This window comes from Levilactobacillus paucivorans (genome assembly GCF_001437125.1).
GTDB lineage: Bacteria > Bacillota > Bacilli > Lactobacillales > Lactobacillaceae > Levilactobacillus > Levilactobacillus paucivorans.
The window spans coordinates 24934-47660 of sequence record NZ_JQCA01000043.1 but is presented as its reverse complement, the minus strand read 5'-3'; the positions used below and the strand labels follow the sequence as shown (position 1 = coordinate 47660).

Annotated in this window: 22 protein-coding genes and 1 pseudogene; 9 read left to right on the top strand and 14 right to left on the bottom strand. The window is 49.8% G+C overall.

The annotated features are described in order from the left end of the window. Nucleotides 1-67: 67 nt before the first annotated feature. Nucleotides 68-1234, bottom strand: coding sequence for an MFS transporter (locus tag IV54_RS04190; RefSeq protein ID WP_057878151.1), 1167 nt, complete (start codon nt 1232-1234; stop codon nt 68-70). 72 nt (nt 1235-1306) lie between these two features. Then, entirely contained in the window at nt 1307-2734 is a 1428-nt protein-coding gene (locus IV54_RS04185) for a carboxylesterase family protein (RefSeq protein ID WP_057878150.1), read from the bottom strand. A gap of 184 nt (nt 2735-2918) precedes the next feature. Between IV54_RS04185 and pepI the strand changes: the two genes are divergently transcribed. Then, the gene (pepI, locus tag IV54_RS04180) at nt 2919-3803 is read left to right on the top strand and encodes a proline iminopeptidase (RefSeq protein WP_057878149.1); all 885 of its coding nucleotides are present in this window, start codon (nt 2919-2921) and stop codon (nt 3801-3803) included. A 107-nt stretch (nt 3804-3910) separates the two neighbouring features. Here the strand turns inward: pepI and IV54_RS04175 are convergent, their stop codons facing one another. The 3 genes from IV54_RS04175 to IV54_RS04165 form a co-directional block, all read right to left on the bottom strand. After that, the gene (locus IV54_RS04175) at nt 3911-5005 is read right to left on the bottom strand and encodes a DUF5776 domain-containing protein (RefSeq protein WP_157054349.1); all 1095 of its coding nucleotides are present in this window, start codon (nt 5003-5005) and stop codon (nt 3911-3913) included. Between the two features lie 300 nt (nt 5006-5305). Beyond that, the gene (yaaA, locus tag IV54_RS04170; protein WP_057878147.1) at nt 5306-6052 is read right to left on the bottom strand and encodes a peroxide stress protein YaaA; all 747 of its coding nucleotides are present in this window, start codon (nt 6050-6052) and stop codon (nt 5306-5308) included. A gap of 295 nt (nt 6053-6347) precedes the next feature. Continuing rightward, nucleotides 6348-7079 (bottom strand): dihydrofolate reductase family protein, encoded by a 732-nt coding sequence (locus tag IV54_RS04165; RefSeq protein WP_057878146.1) that lies wholly within the window; start codon nt 7077-7079, stop codon nt 6348-6350. Nucleotides 7080-7308: 229 nt separating this feature from the next. Between IV54_RS04165 and IV54_RS04160 the strand changes: the two genes are divergently transcribed. From IV54_RS04160 to IV54_RS04150, 3 genes are all read left to right on the top strand, one after another. Next, the gene (locus IV54_RS04160) at nt 7309-7947 is read left to right on the top strand and encodes a TetR/AcrR family transcriptional regulator (RefSeq protein ID WP_057878145.1); all 639 of its coding nucleotides are present in this window, start codon (nt 7309-7311) and stop codon (nt 7945-7947) included. 126 nt (nt 7948-8073) lie between these two features. Continuing rightward, a complete protein-coding gene (locus IV54_RS04155) occupies nt 8074-9369 on the top strand; it encodes a YhgE/Pip domain-containing protein (protein WP_057878144.1) in 1296 nt (431 codons plus the stop codon). A gap of 119 nt (nt 9370-9488) precedes the next feature. After that, complete coding sequence (locus tag IV54_RS04150) at nt 9489-10208, top strand: DNA alkylation repair protein (RefSeq protein WP_057878143.1); 720 nt, start codon at nt 9489-9491, stop codon at nt 10206-10208. A 57-nt stretch (nt 10209-10265) separates the two neighbouring features. Here IV54_RS04150 and IV54_RS04145 read toward each other — a convergent pair whose 3' ends face one another. From IV54_RS04145 to IV54_RS04135, 3 genes are all read right to left on the bottom strand, one after another. Beyond that, on the bottom strand, nt 10266-10859 hold the full coding sequence (locus IV54_RS04145; RefSeq protein WP_057878142.1) for a zinc ribbon domain-containing protein: 594 nt from the start codon (nt 10857-10859) through the stop codon (nt 10266-10268). Nucleotides 10860-10889: 30 nt separating this feature from the next. Then, nucleotides 10890-11294, bottom strand: a complete 405-nt coding sequence (locus IV54_RS04140; RefSeq protein ID WP_057878141.1) for a zinc-ribbon domain-containing protein — start codon at nt 11292-11294, stop codon at nt 10890-10892. A gap of 217 nt (nt 11295-11511) precedes the next feature. Continuing rightward, the gene (locus tag IV54_RS04135) at nt 11512-11973 is read right to left on the bottom strand and encodes a hypothetical protein (RefSeq protein WP_057878140.1); all 462 of its coding nucleotides are present in this window, start codon (nt 11971-11973) and stop codon (nt 11512-11514) included. 362 nt (nt 11974-12335) lie between these two features. Here IV54_RS04135 and IV54_RS04130 point away from each other — a divergent pair, with 362 nt between their 5' ends. Beyond that, complete coding sequence (locus IV54_RS04130; RefSeq protein WP_057878139.1) at nt 12336-13244, top strand: EamA family transporter; 909 nt, start codon at nt 12336-12338, stop codon at nt 13242-13244. Nucleotides 13245-13263: 19 nt separating this feature from the next. Continuing rightward, nucleotides 13264-14145, top strand: a complete 882-nt coding sequence (locus IV54_RS04125) for an EamA family transporter (RefSeq protein ID WP_057878138.1) — start codon at nt 13264-13266, stop codon at nt 14143-14145. Between the two features lie 65 nt (nt 14146-14210). Here the strand turns inward: IV54_RS04125 and IV54_RS12180 are convergent, their stop codons facing one another. Then, the gene (locus IV54_RS12180; protein WP_272947291.1) at nt 14211-14336 is read right to left on the bottom strand and encodes a hypothetical protein; all 126 of its coding nucleotides are present in this window, start codon (nt 14334-14336) and stop codon (nt 14211-14213) included. 111 nt (nt 14337-14447) lie between these two features. Further along, nucleotides 14448-15314, bottom strand: a complete 867-nt coding sequence (locus IV54_RS04120; protein WP_057878137.1) for a hypothetical protein — start codon at nt 15312-15314, stop codon at nt 14448-14450. A gap of 277 nt (nt 15315-15591) precedes the next feature. Between IV54_RS04120 and IV54_RS04115 the strand changes: the two genes are divergently transcribed. Both IV54_RS04115 and IV54_RS11475 read left to right on the top strand, forming a co-directional pair. After that, nucleotides 15592-16029, top strand: coding sequence for an Rrf2 family transcriptional regulator (locus tag IV54_RS04115; RefSeq protein ID WP_057878136.1), 438 nt, complete (start codon nt 15592-15594; stop codon nt 16027-16029). A gap of 185 nt (nt 16030-16214) precedes the next feature. Beyond that, a pseudogene (locus IV54_RS11475) lies at nt 16215-16331 on the top strand (Zn-dependent alcohol dehydrogenase); the annotation flags it as partial. Between the two features lie 75 nt (nt 16332-16406). Here the strand turns inward: IV54_RS11475 and IV54_RS04110 are convergent. From IV54_RS04110 to IV54_RS04095, 4 genes are all read right to left on the bottom strand, one after another. Continuing rightward, nucleotides 16407-18215 (bottom strand): UvrD-helicase domain-containing protein, encoded by a 1809-nt coding sequence (locus IV54_RS04110; protein ID WP_057878135.1) that lies wholly within the window; start codon nt 18213-18215, stop codon nt 16407-16409. A 191-nt stretch (nt 18216-18406) separates the two neighbouring features. After that, entirely contained in the window at nt 18407-18847 is a 441-nt protein-coding gene (locus tag IV54_RS04105; RefSeq protein ID WP_157054348.1) for an NAD(P)H-dependent oxidoreductase, read from the bottom strand. Between the two features lie 106 nt (nt 18848-18953). Continuing rightward, nucleotides 18954-19925: an AEC family transporter gene (locus IV54_RS04100; RefSeq protein WP_057878133.1), complete on the bottom strand. Its 972-nt coding sequence runs from the start codon at nt 19923-19925 to the stop codon at nt 18954-18956. Nucleotides 19926-20058: 133 nt separating this feature from the next. Further along, nucleotides 20059-21696, bottom strand: a complete 1638-nt coding sequence (locus IV54_RS04095) for a malolactic enzyme (RefSeq protein WP_057878132.1) — start codon at nt 21694-21696, stop codon at nt 20059-20061. A gap of 136 nt (nt 21697-21832) precedes the next feature. Between IV54_RS04095 and IV54_RS04090 the strand changes: the two genes are divergently transcribed. After that, on the top strand, nt 21833-22717 hold the full coding sequence (locus tag IV54_RS04090; protein ID WP_057878131.1) for a LysR family transcriptional regulator: 885 nt from the start codon (nt 21833-21835) through the stop codon (nt 22715-22717). The last annotated feature ends 10 nt before the right edge of the window (nt 22718-22727 follow it).

Here is a 22727-nt window from a genome sequence, read left to right as displayed (position 1 = left end):
TTCGGTCTGTGGACAGGGTCCTTGCGTTTTTAAACTTATATCGCCAGCTGACTGTCGCTTGCTGGTCTTAATTATACTGGACGGCGGAGTTGAGTTTACGCCGATTACTTAAATACAGAATGGCCGTTAAAGGCACAATAAGTAACATCACTGGGTAAAAGAATTTGAGTGGGAAAATTGTCGGCAAGATGCCGCCAATGATAGGTCCCAGTGACATCCCAATGTCGCTTCCTAAATAGTAAGTTGCGTTCGCCAGACCCTGTTCCTTCATGGGTGCCAGTAGGAGGGCGGTTGATTGGGAAACGGAAACCATCACGCCAAAACCCACGGCCATTAATCCAGCTGCTAAGATCATTTCAAAGTTGTTTTGCATGATGGTGAGTAGGAGAATATAGCCGATTGTGGCCATGATGCAGATAGAAAACCAAATACCAAAGGAAATCGTGTCAAAGTAATTCTTTAGTAGTATGCGAATCACAATCAAGACAAGTGAGTAACAGAGAAAGAATAGACTGACGGTAATATGCAGGTGACGTTCTTGAACGTACATGACAATGTCGGCCTGGGTAACGAAGTAGGGGATCGACAAAAGTGAAAAAATGATGGCGACGGGTAAGGCATCGCGTTGAATAATCTTAAAGTGTTGCTCTTTTAAGTCAATTGAAGATTCTGCACGGTTGTCGATTAATTGGATGACCACGACCATAGTTATAGCGCTCAGGGCTGCCAGAATGATAATGAATTTATAGCCTAACAGTTGGTAGATACTGATTGCTAGAGCCGGTGCAATTGCCATTGCCAGAGCATTCAATAAACCGTAATATCCCATCGCGGCACCAAGATGTTGTCGGGGGACTAAGAAGGCCATCCAAGTTGCTAGACAAACGGTGCATAGGACGAAGCCTATGCCATTGACGATTCTAAAAATTAATAACCAAGTGGCATTGACAGCGAACAAGTAGCCAAAATCACTAATTGCACACAAACTACCACCGATTAGAGCTAAACGATATTTAGAAATCCGATCGGTTAAATTACCCGCAAAGGGTCTTAATAACATTGACGTAATACTCATAGTACCGACAATGACGCCGGCAAAAGCACTAGTAATTCCTAAATGACGAGCGTAGCCGTTCATTAGCGGGTTAATTGCCTGAATACTGAATTGATAAAAGAAGGTTGCCAACATGACGCAAACAATATCTTTTGAAAAAAATGAAAATTTCTTTGTCAAAATTAAATCCTCTCTTGTATCGGCTTTTTTTGCCAAATAAAAAGGCGATTATCACCGCCTTTTAAATAGTAATTATGGACGAGGGATGCCGTTAAATAGTTGTAGTACAGTCTTGGCATGTTCAACACCGTTATAAGGTCGTTGACCAATATCTTTGATAACTAATTGGTCGGCCTTCACTGGTGACCATAGTTTTTCATACTGATCGGTTGCGAAGTTCAGCAAGGTCTGGCTAATAAAGTGATCACGATCGCGTTGTTCTTGACTCGCTTCAGGGGCAGTTTGGCCGACGATTCCGTACATGTCAGTCCCATGATAAGCGGGAGAACCTTCAGCGGGGCCAACACTTAACTGATAAACTCGACCACCGGCTTGGGCATGATCGCGGGCTTCCCGGATAGCTGGCAAGGTGAAGTTGTAATCGGTAAAGAAACGCGTTCTGACGGTAAGGGGTGAGTCCTTGCCGGCACCACAATGTAATGCGATGGCTTCGGCTTGTTTCCGTGGAATGTGGCAATCGTAAACCATTTCATCAATGACGGCTTCGATATTTTTAGGATCAACATTGTCTGGAATATGAGCGGCATACCAGCTTGCTTCGGCCGTGGTTGACGTGATGATTAGGTCTACATCCTTATGCGAGCCACTCTTAATAACATCGGCAGGGTTAGCCTTTAGAATGCCATTTGGTAAAAATTCATCATCGACAATCCCAATTGAAAGGGTGTTTAAATTCCCACGTTTCAAAACGTCAGTTGGTAGAACTTGATTAACGGCAGTCGTTAATGATTTTGCGTCAACCGTCAATAGCTGGTCTGGTGAGGTTAAGTACAATGTCTTTAAAACTTTATCTGCTAATTCTTCGGCCCACCAAGCTGGAATATAACGGGCGGCGTAACCAGAAAATGCGGCCAACTTGTGATATAAGCCCTCAGCTTCAGGTACCGCCAAGAGCGTTAACAGTGAAAATGAACCGGCACTGTGACCGGTAAGTGTCACTTGGTTGGCGTCACCACCGAATAAACCAATGTATTGTTGAATCCACTTCAAGGCGAGGATCATATCTTGCAAGCCTAAGTTGCTGGCATCTTTGAATTTTCCGCCATATTGGGAGAGTTCTAGCCAACCCAGTGCGCCTAGACGATAGTTGATGGAAACCCCGATGACTTTGCCACTGGCGACCAAGCCGGATAAGTCTGACGTGTCTTGGGAATTAGCCCCATAAGTCCAACCACCACCGTGGATATAAACCACAACGGGGAGCTTTTCTTGGACGTTATCTGGTGCCCAGATATTCAGATTCAGGCAGTCTTCACTTTCACCTTTATCGGCAGTTAAAAAGGCCGGATCTGTAAATTGAACGGATGCTGGTCCACTTTGGCTGTAGTCTTGGTTGGGTTCAAACGGAACAATTTGTGCCTTTTGGAACCGGCTAGCCGTCCCATAAGGAACGCCAAGCCATTCTTGAACATTGCTAAATTTTTTATTTGGATGGGACATCTTAAATTCCTTCTTCCGCGTTTGAGTATCGCCTGTCGGTATGTTCGCATTATAAACTGTACCGCAACGTCACAGTCAAGCGGAACTTTATTGTGGTCGCGGTGTTTAAGCTCTTTCCCGATCAGAAGTTGGCAGATAGCGGCGAGGATTAGCGGTATAATGGGCGCAAAGTGAGGTGCCGTCAATGACTATTCAAGAAGGCTTTATGCCATTTCACAACTATCAAACTTATTACCGGATCGTCGGGGACCTAGCCGGGGGTCAGACGCCGTTACTTCTACTACACGGCGGTCCTGGGTCGACTCACAACTACTTCGAGGCCTTCGACCAACTAGCTCAGACCACCGGCCGGCCGATCGTCATGTACGATCAGCTGGGTTGTGGGCGGTCATCCATGCCGGACGATCCCAGTCTCTGGCGGGCGGAAACCTGGGTCGCTGAACTCAAGGCCCTGCGCGAGTACCTGGGACTCAAACGGGTTCATTTGTTGGGGCAATCCTGGGGCGGTATGTTGGCGATCATTTACCGCTGTGATTACCAGCCCCAGGGGATTCAGAGCCTGATTCTGGCCAGCACGTTGTCCTCAGCCAAGCTGTGGCAACAGGAACAACACCGGTTGATTGGGTTCATGTCGGCGGCGGACCAAGCGGCGATTGCCCAGGCGGAGGCCAGTGGGGATTTCACCACACCGGCCTACCTGGCAGCCAATCAGCGCTTCATGCTGAACAACGCTGCGGGACCCGTCACGGCCGATTCGCCCGAATACCTCCGTCGGTCCAAGCGAAGCGGAACCGTGGCTTACACGACCGCCTGGGGCCCTAATGAGTACTGTCCGACGGGAACCTTGGGGCAATATGACTATACCGCCAAATTAGCGCAGGTGACGACACCAACGCTGGTAACCAGCGGGGTTAATGACCTGTGTACCCCGCTAATCGCCAAAACTATGGTGGACCAGTTGCCATATGCCGAGTGGACGCTCTTTGCCCACAGCCGGCACATGGCCTTCGTGGAAGAGACGGCGGCGTATATGGATCGGCTGACGCGGTGGCTAGCGGCACATGACTAAGAATTGAAGGTTAAGTAGTATCCCGAGAAGCAAGTGGGATGACGTTTTAAGACAAGCGAAAGCCAGTGAAACCACTATTTGCGTGATTTCACTGGCTTTTTGTTGGTTCATTTTTTCTGAACGAGGGTCTTGTTGGCGGTGACGTATTGGCCATTGTTCAAGACGAGTCGTGTTGTTAAGTGATAAGTTTTGAGCGCCTTAACTTTGAGGATTGACCCGTGCTTAAAGTGCCGGCGGGCCTTACCAGTGAGGTTGATGTGGGTGTAGGCATTGACTCCTTTGGTACCAATGACGAGAACAGTCTTGGGATTTTTAAGATAATAGTTGTTGGAGACGTCGGCAACATCTGTGGTGATGTAGCCCCGTTGCTTGAATGTCTTGGACTTTCGATTGATATCGCGAACCTTGTAGCGAAGAATGCCCGCTTTATTCCGAGCATAACCGATCACTATAAATTGCGGCCGTTTAGTCCGAATTTGTTTGGCATACCAGAACTTGCGCGTGGCTTTGGAGAAGTTCGGGCTGTTGTAGAGACCGATCTTCTTAGTTGCATAGACGGCAAAGTCAGAAAATGGTTTAGATTGAGAAGGGACCTTGACCTGACTAGTAGTCGTACTTGAAGACGTTGTTTCTGAGGTACTATTCGCTGAATTCGTGTTGTCGGGAACAGTTGCGTCCTTTGAATAGTACCAAGTGAAGCTAGGTTCATCATTATTATTAGTAGGACTAGTGAAAGAATAGCCAGGGATTGTAGCACCAACAGCACTCTGAAGCCCAGAAATCAGAAGACTATAAGGTGTTGAAGCAGTGTTACCAATACTGCCAGAGAAGTTTTTGTCTAGGCCAGAATTAATGCTTATCTCGGAACCAATTGTAGTTTGAGCATCGATGTTGACAGGCTGAAAAGTAAATGTAACAGGATCGGTGATAAATTTAAAGGTGCCTTGATCGTCAGTTTTACCACCGATAGTCATGGTGTTAGGGTCAAATTCAAAATAGCTATCAGGAATGGATAGACCATTGGCAGAACTGATTTCCTGTAGATAAATCTTATCTGTATTTAAATCAAGAATATAATTGCTAAATTGGTAGATCCTAGAATTGGCCGTTGGAAGCGTCTCAGTAACTGTCTGTCCATCCTGGTCGTAGAGTGTCGGCGAGACGTTATCGTTGATCTTAACATAGAGTTGATTTTGGGACATATCTAGCGATAAGACACTAGGATCATAAGGGCCATTTAGTCTTTTAGCAGTTGAGGCAAAACTAGTGTCAGTCGTTGAGTTTGTGGTGGTAGCGGTGGAATCAGTTGTTGTGGCGTTGGCTACTAATGAAGTTGATCCCCCCAGTGAAATGAGAGCGGTGGAACCCAATAGTAATGAGAACAAAAATTTTTTGACTGTCATATAAAGCGGACCTTTCGTTGTCTAACAACTCTTACATACACAGTATAAGCGCGATTAGGAACGATAATAATGGGACAGAACATCTTAGTTGAGCAAGGATTATCTCTGATAGATGAAAACGATCTGCTCCGCCGTCGACCGAGCCCCGGCAAATTGCCAGTCCGGATGATCGAAGTGTGTGACACCAGCAATCGTTGAGACATTGTGCTCCGCCAGATAACGAACCATGGACCCACGCGCCATTTTGGCTAGTGTGGCTTTAGTCTTCAGCCGCCCCTCGACAAGACTGGCAAAGGTAACGGTTACGAAGGATTGCCTAGGTTGAAGGTAGGGAATAATGGTTTTCGCATATTCCTGGGAAGCCAAGTTAATGATGGGTTCCGAGTCACTTACGAGAGCATGGTAGAGCCGGTCATCCCAGAAGGCGTACAGGTTTTTGTGACCAGATACGGCGAGCTTGGCTTGCATTTCCAAACGGTAAGGGACGATGCCATCGAAGGGCCGCAGAATGCCGTAGAAACCAGAGAGAATCCGTAAATTGGAACGGACATAGTCGAGGGCGGGGGCCGTGAACAGGTCTGGGGCCATGTACTGATATTGAATACCGCTGAAGGCCAACAAGGCTGGTGTGAGGGTGTGTGTCAGGTCGAGTTTTTGAAGCCAAGCGTAATTTGGTTGCGCGAGTTTGTCGCTACAGTGCCAGAGGGCCTTGGCTTCGGGATAGGTCAGTTGCCGGAGGGCGTTTAAAATTTCAGTCGTCTGGGGCAGGTATTGAGGCAGCTGCTCAACGGCAAAGGTGTCGGTATCGATGACCATCTTCTTAGCTGGCGCGATAATGATTTTCACGAGAACCCCTTCTTTCACAGAGATATTACCCTTAGCGTAGCATGCCAGAAACGGAAAGCAACGGTGGATTTTGGCAGAGCAGAATGTTTCATGTGAAACATCTGGAGCTGAGTAACACTTAATTATTAATAATTAGATTTAATAATTAAGCATAGAAAAACAGCCCTACGCAAAGCGCAGAGCTGTTTTAGTGGTGAGGTGCGGCGACCTTCGGAATGCTTGCGCACCGATCGCGTACCCCCACCTTGGTTTGGCACCAGGAGTAGTATCGCACGTTGACTGCGACACGTCAACCTTATTTTTTCGGGTCGATCAGGTAACGGAGCCAGACAAAGTTGTCGTGCGCCTCGACGTTCTTCAAGGTAAAGGTCCGGGGCGTCGTTGATGAGAGCCCTGGGACCGCGGAAAAGAGCGTTGGGGTATCGGTTGAACCGTCGGCGGCATTGCTCAGGACGAGACTGAGCTCATCACAGAGGCCCTGTTGGATAAAGGACCAGTTGAGCACGCCCCCACCACCCAACATGACCGTTTCCATGTGGAAGAGGTCTTTGAGTTTCTTCATGGCCAATGGCGCATCTAGTTCGGTGTCACCCGCGATAATGTAGGGAATATCGAGTTGCCGCAGGAAGGCCTTGTAGGCGTTGCTGACTTGGCTGGTCAAGACTTCCAAGACCTGAGCCGTCGTGGCCATGAACGTCATTTGGTTGGTCGTCCAGGCTAATTTGCCGTGAGGATCAATCGAAATGTAGTATTGGGGCGCGATGGTTGTGGGGATGAAGTCGCCATCAGGGACCGGTGCGGCATTTTCATCCAGCTGGGGCTTGGCATAGTGGGTGAAATTATCGTCGGTCGTGGTGCGCCCGGACAGCCAACCCTGGGGATGGTAGTAACCGTCATCGTCAAAGGCAATGTGGTAGAAGAGATCGCCGTCACCCTGGTAGTTGTCATCAGCGGCCTGCATGAAGGGACCGGTGATCTTGCCGTCTAGTGACGTTTCCATGTGACAAAAAATATAAGGTCGATCCAAAATAATCGACTCCTTTCTAAGTGTTTACCCCTTTAGTATAAGGGGTTGAGGTCGCTCTAAGGCAAGTAAAGTGGTTATCTTTCTTGCCGTGAACATTAGTTGCCGTGAGAATTTCTGATAAAAAGGTCTCGGGTCAGGGAGGTTCGTAAGGTCACTCTCTTGAGTGGTGGCGGAGCCTGGATGGAGCTGATGTGTAGGCGTTAAATGGAGTCAAGGAGGCGGATCAGAGATGACCGATGAAGAAAAATTAGAACGTGTGTATGCCGCGGCGAGTGAACTGTTCATTCAGCCGGGCTATCACGAAACACAAATGCAGATGATCGCCCAGCGATCCCAGCTGGCGGTGGGGACACTCTACCGGTTGTTTGCCAGTAAGGCCGCGCTGTTGGACTATGTCTTTCTATCGACACTTCCGACGCAAACGCCGACGACACTAGACTTTCCACTAACTTCGGTGGACCTGCGTGAGCTGGTTAAGCAGACTGAACAGGCCTATACCGTCTGGAATCATCAGTTGGCGGATCAGCATATTCAATCATTGGATGACCTCCTGACGGCACTATTCGCGGCCTTTCAACGCTACGGGCGTTACTTCTTGATCTTAGAGCATAATCCGACGGTCAATCCTGCGTTGACGGCCTTGTATCGCCAGCAACGGCAGGCCTTGTATCAACGGGTCGGTGAATTTCTAGAACACCTTCAGCCAGACCTGAAGGATCCTTTACGAAATGGCGTTGTCGTAGTTGATCTGATTTTCTGGTGGTGTGCGCACAAACGGTTTGACAGTTTTGAAAAGGAGATGGCAAGTGGCACAGAGGCCGAAATGCTGGCTGTTGTGCGGGATCTTCTGCTACGTAGTTATCGCTAATCATTGTAATTTCACCAACCAAACGTTGCTGAATAAAGTCTGAACCCGTGAGCTTTAGCTCATAGTGATTAGACTGGTGGCAATTCGAATGAATGATTCGTTCATTCGGCTTGGGAGATGAGAGATATGAAATTTAGGGAATGGCAGTATTTACGGGAACATCCAGCAGTTTGGCGGATCTTATTGGGAATTATGGTGATTCCACTAGTTTATGCCGCGACTTTCTTGGCGTCAGTTTGGAATCCGTACGGGGAACTTCATCGGTTGCCCATGGCGGTGGTGAACCAAGATCGCCCGGTTGAGGGGGTAGATTGGGGACAATCTGTCACCCGGTCATTGGTCCGGAGTCATACGTTACAATTTCATCGCTTTACCGAAAAGCGCGCCCTGCAGGACCTCCACTCTGGCAAGGTTTATCTGATTCTGCGAATTCCGAACGACGCTTCCTGGCAGTTGCGCCATTTGGGGAACCGGGCACGGGTCCTGAAGGTTACCTATGAAACGAACGCCGGGCAAAGTGCCGTTGCCGCTAAGATGGGAAACTCGGCGATGCAAAAGCTTCAGGCGACTCTCAACCGGGAGATCGTGCAGAGTGAGCTGGCGCAACTACAGGCGTCGTCAGCTAAGCTGGGACGACAACTCGGTGAAACCTCTCAGCAATTGGCCCAAACCACCCAGGCCGTGGCAGCGGGGATGACCAGTCCTCAGGTAACCGCCGCTGACTTGGCAATTAGCCAAGGCCTGAAACAGGGAAGCCGTCAGATTACCGCACAGGCCCAGACGTCAGCAAAGTTAAAGGCCTTATCCGCCCCAATCAAGTTGGTTCAACATGACGTGGCTCCGATTGCCAACAACGGGACGGGGATGGCGCCATACTTCATGGCAATTTCACTATTCGTTGGCTGCATTACGTTAAATATTATCTACGATGCGGGCAAACGCCATGGTCAAGCCCGAAACTTCCTGACAGCTTGGATAGATAAGATGGCCTTTCTCTGGGGATTTGTGATCTTGGCCGCCTCCGGCATGTGGTTAGGTGTCTGGTATATCAACGGGTTGCGGCCATTAGAGCCGGTTAAGACCTACCTATTTGGTTTGCTAGTTATCGTGGCTTTCTTCAGTATTGTGACTTGCTTCCGGCTGTGGTTCGGGCTCACTGGGGCTTGGTTGATGTTACTCTTCATGCTCTTTCAGATTGGGTGTTCGGGTGGCACTTATCCGATTGAATTGACCAACAAACTATACGAGACCGTTCACCCCTATTTGCCGATGACAATTGCGATGGCGGGGTTCCGACACACCATTTCATTGGGTGGCTCGATTGCCCCAATTGCTGGTATTTTAGTAGGAATTATCGTTGTCTTTAGTTTGGGGACGTTGGGTTACTTTTACGCGCACCGGCAAGATCCGGTTAACGACTAAATAGAATTGGACTGGGGATTCGCTTCGGGCGAGTCCCTTTTCTTTGGTAGGCTCTCGTATTTCTGAGGAGGATATGGAATAATGACAGTAAATGAGACGTATGAAAGGAAGACACAATCATGGATCTGACGGCGACCCAATGGACACCAGCAAGCTATACCGAATTTCTCACATTCTTAGAGTCAAAGCGCAATGAAAAGGCTCAGGCACGAGCCACTAAGATTGTTCGGACCAACTACCCACTGCTAGGGATTTCGATGGCCGATCTCAAGGCCTGGGGGACCGCGATTAGCAAGGGTGATCCGATGGGATTCCTCGCAGTGGCGGGCACGGAGGTTTACGAAGTGATTTTAGTTCGAGCCTACGTGATTAGTCGGCTACGGCTGAATTTGCCAGACTTTGTGGCAGCCTGTGACCGTTACTTTGCGACCGCAGACTGTTGGGCCATCTGTGATATGGCGATTCATTTCAAGCAGGTCAAACGGTATCCGGCGGAATTTTTGGCGACTATCGATCGTTACTTGCAGAGTGGTCAACCGTGGCTTCAGCGAAGTGGGCTAGTGTTTTTATTAAAGTTCTATCTGACGCCGGATTTTCGGGATCAGGCCTTTACACGTGTTTTGAGTGTGACCAGTGACGACTACTACGTGCAATTGGGACAGGCCTGGTTCTTGGCGACGGCATTCAAGGATGATCCGGATCGCATCTATCAAATTTTAGAAACGTTGCCAGTTCCTTTAGTTCAACGAACGGTGCAGAAGATTAAGTCGCTCAGTCGGACGACGCCAGACCAGAAGCGCGTGTTAACGGGAATTTTGGCTCGACGACGGGCAGAGTAGGTAGTTTGAGGCGTCAAAAAAAGACTGATCGGTTGATCAGTCTTTTATAATTGCGATTTATTTATGATAGCGTTGCGCCAAAATCTTAACGTTGGCTGCCTGCCAAGGCTGGCCTAGGATCAGTCGGGTTACTTTGGCTTTCATCGTGCCATTTTCAGCAGTAACCGTAAGGTGGTAATCGAGTCCAAAGTTTTTGAAAGAAATTTTTTCCAAGTCATTGAAGTTTATAAAGGAGTTTTCACCTGTAAAGTGCGATGAAAGGCCGATACCGAGAAAGAGAATACCATCATCTTCGAAACTAATCATATAATATTTATTTGCCAACATACCTACAACACCAACGAGGACAGTCATTCCCATATTCAGCATATAACCATAAACAACTAAGTTATCGGTACTAGTGTACCCTAGGGCTTGTCGGTAACGGTTGACGGCCTTAATGTTGAGGGCTTTGCCGAAGCTTTTAGGATCCACTGCTTGAGGTTCACGGGGTGTTACAGGTTGAACGGGGGCCTGTGACGTCACAGAAGTAGCTGGGGTCGCTGACGTTGCAGTTTGAAATTGAGGCTGTCTTTGTCCACAATTAGGGCAAAAAATAGCAGAAGCAGGAATTGATTGTCCACACGAGACACAAAACTTTTGATCTGACATATGTCTGGAACCTTTCTAAAATGAAGTGGCTTAGAGCTGCATAACGGCGTAAAGAATATTAAAAATACCGGATGCTAATCCGATAATTGCGAATGTTTTATCCGTGCCAGAGACATGGCGGTTCAGAGCGATTGCACTGAAGACAACCGCAGTAATACCTACGATTCCCCAGAAGTTTAGAAGCCAAGAAATTAGTCCGAGAATTAGGCCGATCAAAGCAAAATGATCAACACCTTTTTTTACGATTGTGGTTGGATGAACGGCAGTCGTTTGCGATTGTTGAGATGCTTGCACAGGCTGGACAGGGGCCGTTGGTTGTTGAGGCTGGCTTTGTGTCAGTTGGGTACCACACTTGGGGCAGAACTGAGTACCCACTGCGACGGCTTGACCACATTTAGGACAAAATTGAGTTCCTTGTTCAGATGAATTATTCATGGCTGTATTTACTCCTAGATTGGTTTAGTGAAGATAATGAAATGATTTAACTGAATTTTAGTATAGCACATTCATTTTTTGTGGTTCCGATATTTCTAATGGGATCGTAGGTATCTGTTAGTGATGATATAACCAGAATATTACCGGGGGTAATGTAGCAGCGACCTGGACGAAAAAAATAGGACCGATCTGTTAATCGGTCCTGGTATACTGTAATTTATTTATGATAGCGTTGCGCCAGAATCTTAACGCTGGCACCCTGCCAAGGACGGCCCATGATGAAGCGATTGACCTTAACCTTCATGGTGTTGTCGCCATCGCTGAGCATGAGCGTGTAGCTGAGCCCAAAGCCCTTGAAGGTAACCTTTTCCAAGTCGGTAAACTTAATAAAGGCATTTTCACCGGTAAAGTGTGAGGTAATGTCCAGACCTAGGAAGAGAATCCCGTCGTCTTCAAAACTAATCATGTAATATTTGGTTGCTAGCACCCCGGCGACGCCGATGAGCAGGGTCAGTCCGGTGTCGAGCATATAACCGTAAACGACAGGGTTGTCAGTACTTGTGTAACCCAGCGCCTCACGGTAACGCTTAATGTTTTCAAGATTGGGGGCTTTGCCAAAACTGCGGGGATCGGGGACTTGAGATTGGTTTTGCGAGTCTGATTCGGGTGAGTTATTCATAGCAAGGTTTACTCCTAAATTGGATTAGTGAAGCCGATGAAGTAGTTTGATTAGTTTTTAGTATAGCATAGCCGGCGGTGTTGAGCCTGTTGGGTTCTTGAATAACAGCGATTATTATCACTGTGACATAATGGATTTATAGGACAAATCAATTGTAGACTTAACCGCAATGCGTTGGATGAGGCGTCTAAACGCCGCGTGCTGGGTAGTATCAACATTTAAGCTGACAGTGACCGGGAAAGTCGCTGTGCGCGGGTCTGTGATCTCATGGTAAGATAAGCTATGAAAGCATTTCGGGGAAACGGAGCGTCAGGGTGACCCCGGCCCTTGTTTGGTAAACGTTGTAAAAGAGGTAATGGTTCATGAAGAGATTAGCACCCTTGTTTGTTGCGATTGGGGCGGTAAGTTTCGGGATCTCCGCATCGATTGTGAAGATGGCCGGAAATGCCGGAATCACCAACGGGCCACTGTTGTTCTGGACGTTTCTGAGTTCGGTGGTGTTATTGGGAATCGTCCACGTTGGTCGGCGAAATTGGCTCAGTCACCAGCACACGAGTTGGCGTCAGGTGGTTGCGGTGATTGCGGCTGGTACGACATCGGGGATCACAGAAACCCTCTACATCGCGGCACTTCATCATATTTCGGTGGCAATTGCGGCAGTGATGCTGATGCAATCGGTTTGGTTATCCGTTTTGATCGGGGCCGTGGTCCAGCGCAAGTGGCCGTCCAAGCTTCAGGTCATCAGTATTATCCTGGTACTGGCCGGGACGGTCTTGGCGGCGGAACTCTTCCCAATGACTCAGGCTGTTTCGCTGTGGGGACTGTTCCTCTGTTTTCTGTCGGCGGTCTCCTACGCTTTAACGATCCAGTTTACCGCTAGCCTCGGGAATAATTTGGACCCACTAACGAAGACTTGGTTGATGTGTATCGGGGCGCTGGTTCTGGTGACGGCGGCCTGGGTACCACAACTACTAAGCACACCAGTGACCTGGTCTGCCGTGGGTTGGGGGGCTTTGTCGTCAATCTTCTCGATGACGTTACCTCTGATGTGCTACTCGATATTTATGCCGATGCTCAAGCTGGGTGTTGGACCCATCCTGTCGTCGTTGGAACTGCCGGCGTCGGTAGTCTTTGCCTTTCTCTTGTTGGGTGAGGGTGTCACTTGGCTACAGATCGTTGGGGTTCTTGTGATTATCGGGGCGGTTATCCTGAGTAATGTCGGGGACAAGGCGGCCACAGAACGTGAAATGCAACAGGCATCGAATGAATAGTGATTGAGGAGACGATGGTTTGAAGAAATTAGCCCCATTTTTTGTCGCCATCGGGGCGATTAGTTACGGGATTCCGGCATCCTTATTCAAATTAGCCGGACGAGATGGGGTGGCTAATGGGCCGCTCCTCTTTTGGTCCTTTCTGATTTCGGCGGTAGTCTTGACCGCCATCCACTTGGTTCGGGGGCCCCGTTTGTCGGCCCAGGCCACGAGTTGGCGTCAGATTCTCTTGGTGACAGCGGCCGGGACCGCTTCTGGGTTGACCAATACCTTCTATATCACGGCGTTGCGGTCGATCCCCGTAGCCGTGGCGGCGGTCATGTTGATGCAGTCCGTCTGGTTGTCGGTCTTGTTGGGGGCAGTCATTCATCATCGCTGGCCGTCACGACTACAAGTGATCAGTATTGTCTTGGTTCTTGGGGGCACGGTGCTGGCGGCCGGACTCTTGCCATTGACAGGCAGTTTGTCGCTAGCTGGTGTCTTGTTGAGCTTCCTAGCAGCAGTGGCCTATGCCGCCACACTACAGGCCACGGCTAATCTGGGCAACAACCTCGATCCCTTGAGTAAGACCTGGCTAATGGCCGTCGGCGCCTTTATCCTGATTGCCATTGTCTGGGGGCCACAACTCTTACAGGTTCCCCTGACTGGGACAGCCGTGGGTTGGGGTGCGCTGGTGGCGGTGTTCTCAATGATTTTGCCACTGGCCTGTTATTCAATCTTTATGCCCCGGCTACTTCCGGGCGTGGGTCCCGTGCTATCTTCGTTGGAACTCCCGGCATCGATTGCCGTGGCCTTTCTGTTGCTCGGCGAACAGGTATCGATAAGCCAGTTACTCGGCGTCCTCGTGATTATTGGCGCGGTCACGCTCAGTAATGTTGGGTCACGTCTTTGGCACCATTAACTATTAGAGAAATAAAAAATGGACCTGGGGCAAAAGTCCCAGGTCCATTTTGCGGCTCCGTACATCTATAGTCGAAACGTGTGATAAAGTGGAAGCGCACTGGCGATCGTTCCCCAGTGACGGAGGCAGATGCTGGCGGTAGCTCCCAAAATGAGAATGGCCAAGATGATTTTAATTACCCGTTTATTCACGGCCAGGGCCTCCTTCGAGATTTTGTCTTCAGTATAGCATCTCTGCGAAAGTGGGCTAAATAAAAGGTGACTAACGAGTAGTATTTACTCGTCAGTCACCTGTCGCTTTAATTAACCACTGATACCATCGTACCCGATAAACGTGTAGTATTGTTTACCGTCTATCAGATACAGACTGTTAAAAGTTCCGGCAATACCGGCGTCCTCGTTACCCCAGGTATGTTGTGGGGTATGCAGGTTCTTCAACGTGAGTTTGTACTGCTGATTACCCGCCTGGGACACGCGTTTGAGGCGGAGTCCCGTGATCGGTTCCTTGAAATAGAGATCACGGTAGGGGTCATGGAAGTCTGTCCGGGTGATCTTAGCCATGCCAGTTGGCCGTTGCATGAAACCCAGACCAGGGTTGACGGTGCCGTTATAAGTAATATATTCCAGGTAGCCATCCGGGGTGATCCGAATGCTCCGGCTGTGAGGTTCTTGGGTACTGAGCGCTGACTTGGCGCCCCCCAGATAGAGATCACCGTGGCTGTAGGCTGGCATGTAACGGGGAGCTGGAACTCGTTTGAAGGCCGAGAGCTTATCCGTAGCCTTCAGGGTTACCTGGGCATCATAGGCCCCCGCACCTGGGTCAATCGTGTAGCCCATGGGGGCTTCGCGATGAACCAGAGGGTAGCTGAGTCGCGCCAAGTAGAGTTGCAAAGTCGGCACTAGAAAGTCTCCGGACTTGGTCGTCGTGAGAGAACCGGCAACGATTGTGCCTTGGGGCAAGGTCAGGGTTCGCCGTAACGGATGACCAACCTTGGTGGTTGGAACGTAGTTAACTTTGACCTGTAGTGGGCTGGTCAGCTGAAAGTATTGACTGAGATTAAGAAAATCGGTACTAGCGGCATATCGGCCGACTTTGACAATGGCACTCGGCTTTTCGGTTTGTGCCCGAGCGGCGGACCAGCTCCCGATAAGAGCGATCACGGCTACCATGAGACCGGCGCCAAGGCTGAACCATCTTCGTTTCGTTGTCAAAACCTCCCTTGATTAAGAATCATTAGTCTCTAGTATACCGAATTTCAGAACTAAATGATCGGTAAAATTGAAAGGATTAGTTGCGGGTCCTCACCACTCACAACCCGGGTTATATTTTGGCGGAGTATTTTCCAGTTCGAGAAATTTTCCGGCCGAGCTATTTCGGCCACTAGGCTGTTGCAATTAAAGCCACAGATGATACACTGGATAAAATGAGTTGAGAGGAGCGGTTCCCATGAAGTATTCCTACAAGTTGAGTGATGCTGTCCACATTCTGGCATACATCGAGATTGCACCAACGGTGGCCTTAGATAGCGTGACCATTGCTACCAGTGTGGAAGCCAATCCGAGTGTGGTTCGACGACTGATGGCTAGCTTGAAGAAAGCCGGGCTGTTGGTCAGTCGGGCCGGGGCGGCGAAGCCCCATTTGGCACGACCAGCGGGTGAAATTAGTCTCCTCGATATTTTTAAAGCAGTCGAGGTGAACAATGATCTGCTACACGTTGATCCCAAAACGAATATGGCTTGTCCGGTAGGGGCACATATCCAGCAGACGTTGGATCAGGCCTATGATCGGGTCCAACAGGCAGCGGAAGCCGAGATGGCCCAACTGACCTTGCAGATGATGATTGATGACTTACGACAGCGGCAAGCAGACACGTCTGCCGTTTAAACTAAATAAGGGTCCACTTCGATTATTTTCGAAGTGGACCCTTATTGTTTGGAGGAGTTAGGGGGTCACAGCTAATTTAACGTAATGTAGTAGCTAGGCTTCCAATTAGATTGACTGAAGACGCCGATACCATCATGTTCGTTCTGTGCAGCGACGTGGGCCGCGTCGGTGTCCCACAGAAGGCTGACATTCACCCTGGCAAGGTCTTTACCAAGCGTTTTGACCTCGACCATGTGGCGGAAGCTTACGACGCTATGGACAAGCGTGAAGCCATTAAGTCGTTGTTAGTTATCAGTGACTAAGTTTGAGAATTTAAATTTAAGCAAATGAAGGGGTCGTGACGATTATGTCACGACCCCTTTTTACGATCTTATGAGTTAATTGAGGAGCGTTAAGCCCTTGGTTCCCCGTGATGCAGCGACATAGCGGCGGTTATGGCCATGTTGTGGGTCAGTATAGAAGGCCGATTGCCAATGCGTGACGACAGCAAAATCGAACTCTAAGCCCTTGGCCAAGGCGAGGGGCATAATATTTAACCCCGGACGAACGGTGTGGAAGGCCTGTTCTTTGAGGAACTGAGCAGCGGGATACTGGGTAGCCAGTTCAGCGGCAATCTCAGCCGTTGGGGTGATGATCCCCAGACTCTGGGTTGCCGAGAGGGATTGCTTGGCCAGCACCCGTGAGAGCGCGCTAGTCGACCCAATTTCTGGCGCTATGCCTTCCTCCTGGACCGCCGAGATTTCATCTTGCCAGTCGCCAGCAAACTGGGCAAAGAACCGGGTGATTTGGCCGGTGGCCCGGTAGCTGGTGGTGAGGCGCAGCTGCGCGGTCTGGTCCGGGTCAAAGAAGTCTGAAATGGTCGTTGCCTGGCCACTTAGCCGTTGACGATGATCCCCCACGATGGTAATCGCCGTCTTCTGGAAGAGCGTCGCGATAAAGAGCCAGGCATCCGGGCCGTAGTCTTGCGCCTCGTCGACGAAGAGGGCTTGCGTAACTGTTTGTTGGTAAGCGGTGAAGTTCAGCAGGAGGTACAGCTGATCGTAGGTCGTGAGGGGCGTGATTCCCAGGTCGCGGCCAAATTGGTCCCAGTCTAGCCAGTCAGTGAGATCTTCTGGAGCTAGATTGACGGCATTTAGCCACCGCCAAGCGGTCTGCATGCGGTTTACGAGAGGCACACGATCGTTTGATTGGTCGTAGGCCCGTTGGGACAGGCCGGCTGGCGTCTGGGTATAGGGCTGCTGGAGCCGATCGGCGAGTTCCGCTAAGTGATTGTCGGCTGTGGTTGAAATGGTCAGACCAAAGCGCTGGCCCCAAGATTGGATTAAATTGAGGTAGGTGGTGCTCAGCGGTTCGGCCTCGCCTAAGGCCGGCAACACGCCACGAATGTAGCGGCTGAAGGCCGTATTCGGGGTGAGAATCAGAATGTCTGCGGGCGTCCAACTGTCACGATGGCGATAGAGCTGGTAGGCCACGCGCTGAAGGAGCACGGAAGTCTTGCCACTCCCGGCGACCCCGTCAACAATTACGATGGGGTGGCGGCTTTCTCGGATGATGGCGTTTTGTTCCTGTTGGATGGTGGCCGTGATTTCTTGTAAGCCACCGCTACGATTGCTGGCGAGAACTTCCAATAACAAGGGGTCGCCGATAGCGGCATCGGTGTCGACCACCTGAAGTAAGTGGTCGTGGTCGATGACAAATTGTTGGCGTTGCTTGATAGTAACAGGAATGTCACGGCCGTTGGCGCGGTAAGTGGTGGCCCCTGTTCGGTTGGCGTAATAGGCATCGGCGACGGGCGACCGCCAGTCATAGACCAGGTCACGAGTATTCTCATCGGTGTAGCCCACTTTACCTAAATAGAGTTCCTCGAGGTCATCGTCGCCAAAGTCTAGGCTGAGCTTGGCGAAGTAGGCCTGTGGTAACAGTAATTTGGCGTGCTTCAAACGGGTCACCGCGGTATCATGGCGGGCATTCAGCGTATCGATCTGCCGATTGTTGGCCTCGATGCTGGCAAAGGTTTCCAACTGATCACTGAAAGTTCCAAGATCGAGATGGCCCTCGCTATTGAGTTGTTGTTTCATGGACCGAGCAGATTGGGCGAGATCAGCCAGCTGCGTCGTGAGTCGGTCGATGTCGCGGGTTAAACGTTGGTAGATTACCTGTAGATGGTGTGCCTCATTTTGTCCCATCCAATCACCTCCGGATTCCCTAGTCTACGCGCTTTAGCGACAATAACCAGTCTGTTTTTAAGATGCTAGGCATGCTATAATAGATATGGGAAAAGAGTTAGTGAGTCACAGATGATTTCGGAGCAAGAGTAAAAAAGGGCACCGCGTTAACTTAAGGTTGACGGGTGTCCTTTTGGGTCTAAAGCTTGCAGTTACGGAGAATCGCTTCCCGTTGGGCCAGGGTCTTCTTTTCCACCTGAGCGAAGTTGTGCCATTTGAAGTGCCGGAGTCGGGTCTTGAGAAACGTTCCCCGGAAGAGGAGCTTGGCCAAGGGGCCCGAAGATCAACTGGTAAATCCAGTTGGGGGTACTCATGGTGGTTACGATGTCGATTCGGGGTTGCTTCGTCAGTTTTGTTTTCATGGTATCGGCTTGGTAGAGTTCCCCCTTAGCGTAAACCTTGTCATGAAAGCCCTTCGTCATGGCTGGCATGACTTCCCACCAGACGGGAAACATGAAGACAATGTGGTCCGCGGCTAACAGGCGTTGTTGATAGTCGGCGACCATGGGATCGGTGCTCTGACCCCGGCACCAACTTGGGAGATCGGCGGCGGGGCACATTGTCTCCGGCAGTGGCGGTGTATGGATGATCAAAGATAATAAGTGTTTTCATTTTAAACCCTTGTTTTTTATATGAAACACAAAAAGGGCGCTACCGCAGTGGTAGCGCCCTTTGTATACTCCCCCAGAAGTTAAGAAACTAGATGAATTGAATCAGTGACATCAGAATTGGCACCACGATGATGAATAACACGGTACTGGTGGTCACGATGTTCGTGGCATATTCCACGTCACCGTGGGCTTCGTTAGCCAGGATTGGTAAGACCGCAAGCATTGGCGTTGCGGATTGTACAATCAAGGTTTGAGAAGCCAACGTTGGGAAGCTAGCACCGAAGTGACCAGCAGCCAACAGAACCGCTACCATCAAGATTGGTGACATGACGAACCGACCCAGGAGGGCCACGATCGTGTCACGGTCAAAGTGAATACTCTTCAGCCCTGCGTCCGCCAAGACAATCCCAATGTAGATCAGGGAAAGTGGGGTAACCAGGTTCCCAACGTAAGTCAACGTCGAGTTAACGAAGCTGATCTTTAAGATTGGGATGTTGAGGAGTAAGAAGATTAAGGCCACTAAGAAACCAACCAGTGGCATTGGGATAACTTTCTTCCAGTCGATCTTGTTATGATGTTTTTCCTTAGGCATCGTTGGATCGTCATTGGAGATCAGGAAGACCCCGAAGGCCCACGTCGAAACGGTGTTGACGATATAGTAAACCAGGAAGTAGGTCATACTCTTATCCCCAAACAGCGCGATGTTCAAAGGCAACCCAATGAAGATGGTGTTGGCGTTGACGATGGCGTTGATGAAGATCCCTTTACGACCGGGCTTCACATGCATGATCCGAACGAGGCCAAACGCAATGATATAGCCAATGATGACGGCGATAAAGGCGTAGACCAGGTAGCCGGAGAAGGAGACCAGTTGGCCCCGAGTTAACCGACTCAGTACCGAAACGAAGATTGATGCTGGCAGTGCAATGTTCTTGATAAATTTAGAGATGGTACCGCCGAACTTGTCGTCGAACCAACCTTGCCGCCGGAGAACATAACCAAGAATCATGATTAAGACTACGACGAGGACACTTTGAATTGAATTCCATAAAACAGCCACGAGAGACGTCCTTCTTTCAAGTAATGTTAGAGTAACTCACGTGCTCGTGGTCAGCGAGAAGTCACCGACAAACTAGCACGTGAGGGGATTACTATTCAGTTTTCGGTGAACCTAATGCTAGAAACGCGGCGTCTTAGTCGACGCTCTTGTATTCTGGCACCCACTTCATGTCAGCAACAGCTTGCTTGGCATCAGCGATAGGTTCCTTGTTCAGCTTTTGGTCGAGGACACTTTGGGCCACGATTTCAGCTAATTTTTGTGAGAAGCTGGTTAATTGGGAAACGGGTGGTAAGACTGCGGCACCGGCTTGCGTGGTGTCCACAATGCCACCAAGGGCGTGGCAAGCAGCGGAGAGCGTTTCACCGTTTAAGACCTTAGCAGTTGAAGCGATCAACCCGAAGCCTAAACCAGGGTACATCAGGGCGTTGTTTCCTTGACCAATGTGGTAAGTGACACCCTTGTAGTCAACGTCACCGGCTGGAATTCCAGTGGCGATGAGGGCCTTTCCGTCGGTCCACTTGATCAGGTCGGCAGCAGTTGCTTCAGCCAACTTGGTTGGGTTAGACAGCGGGAAGATGATTGGACGTTCCGTGTGAGCAGCCATGTCCTTGACGATTTCTTCCGTAAAGGTCCCAGGTTGGGTGGACGTTCCGATCATAACCGTTGGGTGCACCGTCTTCACGATGGCAGCCAGGTTAGTCAGTTCATCAGCATTGTCGAATTCGCTACGTTGACGCGTGAAGTCCTTTTGAGCGGCTGTTAAGTCAGGGGTGTCATCGAAGAGCAGTCCTTGCTTGTCGACGGCGTAGAAGTGCTTACGGGCTTCTTCGTCAGAAAGACCGGCGCGCTTCAATTCATCGAGGATTTGGTTGGCAATTCCCATGCCGGCAGTCCCAGCACCGAAGGTTAAGAACTTTTGGTCCTTGATGTCTTCCTTAGAGATGTTCAGGGCACCCAGGATTCCGGCCAGAACGACCATCCCAGTTCCTTGAATGTCATCGTTAAAGGTGGCAAATTGGTCCTTGTACTTGTCCAAGATAACTTGCGCGTTGGAGCGTCCGAAATCTTCCCAGTGCAAGAGTGATTCAGGGAATAACTTCTGTTCTGCGTTTACGAAGCGGTCAATCACGTCGTAGTAAACGTCGCCGTAGACCCGCTTGTGGTGGTTACCTAAGTACAGTTGGTCATCCAACAAGGTTTGGTTGTTGGTCCCAGCGTCGATACTTACAGGTAATACTTGGGCAGGGTCAATCCCGGCTGCGGCGGTGTAAACCATCAGTTTACCAACGGCGATATCAACACCGTTGACACCCCAGTCACCCATACCAAGGATTCCTTCGGCGTCGGTGACAACGACCAGGCGAATGTCGCGGCCGTCAGCGGCGTTCTTCAGAGTTGCTTCAATGTTGTCGGGGTCATCGATTGAGATGAAGGCGGCGTTTTGAGGATCGGTGAAGAGGTGGCTGTATTGTTCGATGGAGTCTGCAACCGTTGGGTCGTAAACGATTGGCATGAATTCAACGACATGTTCGTCCATCAAACGGAAGAATAGCGTCCGGTTTTCATTGAACAGGTTCATTAAGAAGAGACGTTTTTCTAAGTCGTTAGCTTTGCTTTGGAATTGTGCGTAGGCTTGCGTTGCCTGTTCGTCCAAGGCTTGGACGTGGCTAGGAAGCGTCCCAACGATTCCGAGGGCCTTACGTTCGGCCTGAGTGAAAGCAGTTCCCTTATTTAAGAAGGGGTTATTTAAAATTGAGGCAGTGGTTGTCATAAATTGTTTCCTCCAATCGCGAATTAAGTTTACGAGTCATACTATAAATCGCTAACAAAAGTATAGTCAAATGTGGCATCCGTTATAAAATTATTTTATAATAGACCCATAAAAGCTGATTTAGAGGGGATAAATTGTGAACACAAAAGATTTGGCCTATTTTGACCAATTAATAAAACAAAAAAACTTTTCCAAGGTCGCCGCTTCGTTTGGGGTGACGCAACCCACAATTACCATGGCCGTCAAGCGTTTGGAGACGGAATTCAATACCAAACTCTTTTTACGTGATCGCGCCCACCACGAGTTGATCGTGACGGACAGCGGCCAACAATTGGCGGCTCATGCCCAGTCCATTTTGGGAGAGTTAGACATTGCGCATCAGGAGTTGGATCACCTGACGCAACAGCGAATTATCTTAGGCTTGCCCCCGATTATTGAAAATCACTACTTTCCCCGGGTGGCGGCCCGGTTACAGGAACTGGGAATGCTCGAAAATATTCAGACGTTGGAGGGTGGCTCTGTGTGGCTCCGCAATGCGTTGCGGGATGGCCAGGCCGATATTGCCTTGTTGGGATCGGCTGAACCCTTGTCCTACCAAACGCTACTGGCCGAGGAGTTCGACCGCAAGCCCTTCAATATCTTTGTCTCGGCCCAGCATCCGTTGGCGAAACGTAAACGGATCTACTTTAGTGAACTCAAAGGCGAAAAATTTGTCTTGTTTACCAGTAGTTTTGTGCATAACACGGCCTTCAATAAGCTGACGCGCCGGAATCATTTCCGTCCCGATGTGGTCTTTCGGGCCGCCGATACCCACGTCATCATGAACCTAGTGGCGGAGAATGTCGGGGTGACCTTCCTGACCGATATCGTGGACCAACACCGTGACGATGTGGTGCGTTTGGAGTTGTTGGATGACGAACAACCGGCCTTTATCACCAGTATCGTCACCCGGACTTCGCACGTCTTAACGGCAACGCAACAGCGGGTGCTGAAGGTTCTGCGTGAAACGCTGGAAGAGTGACCCGACTTAA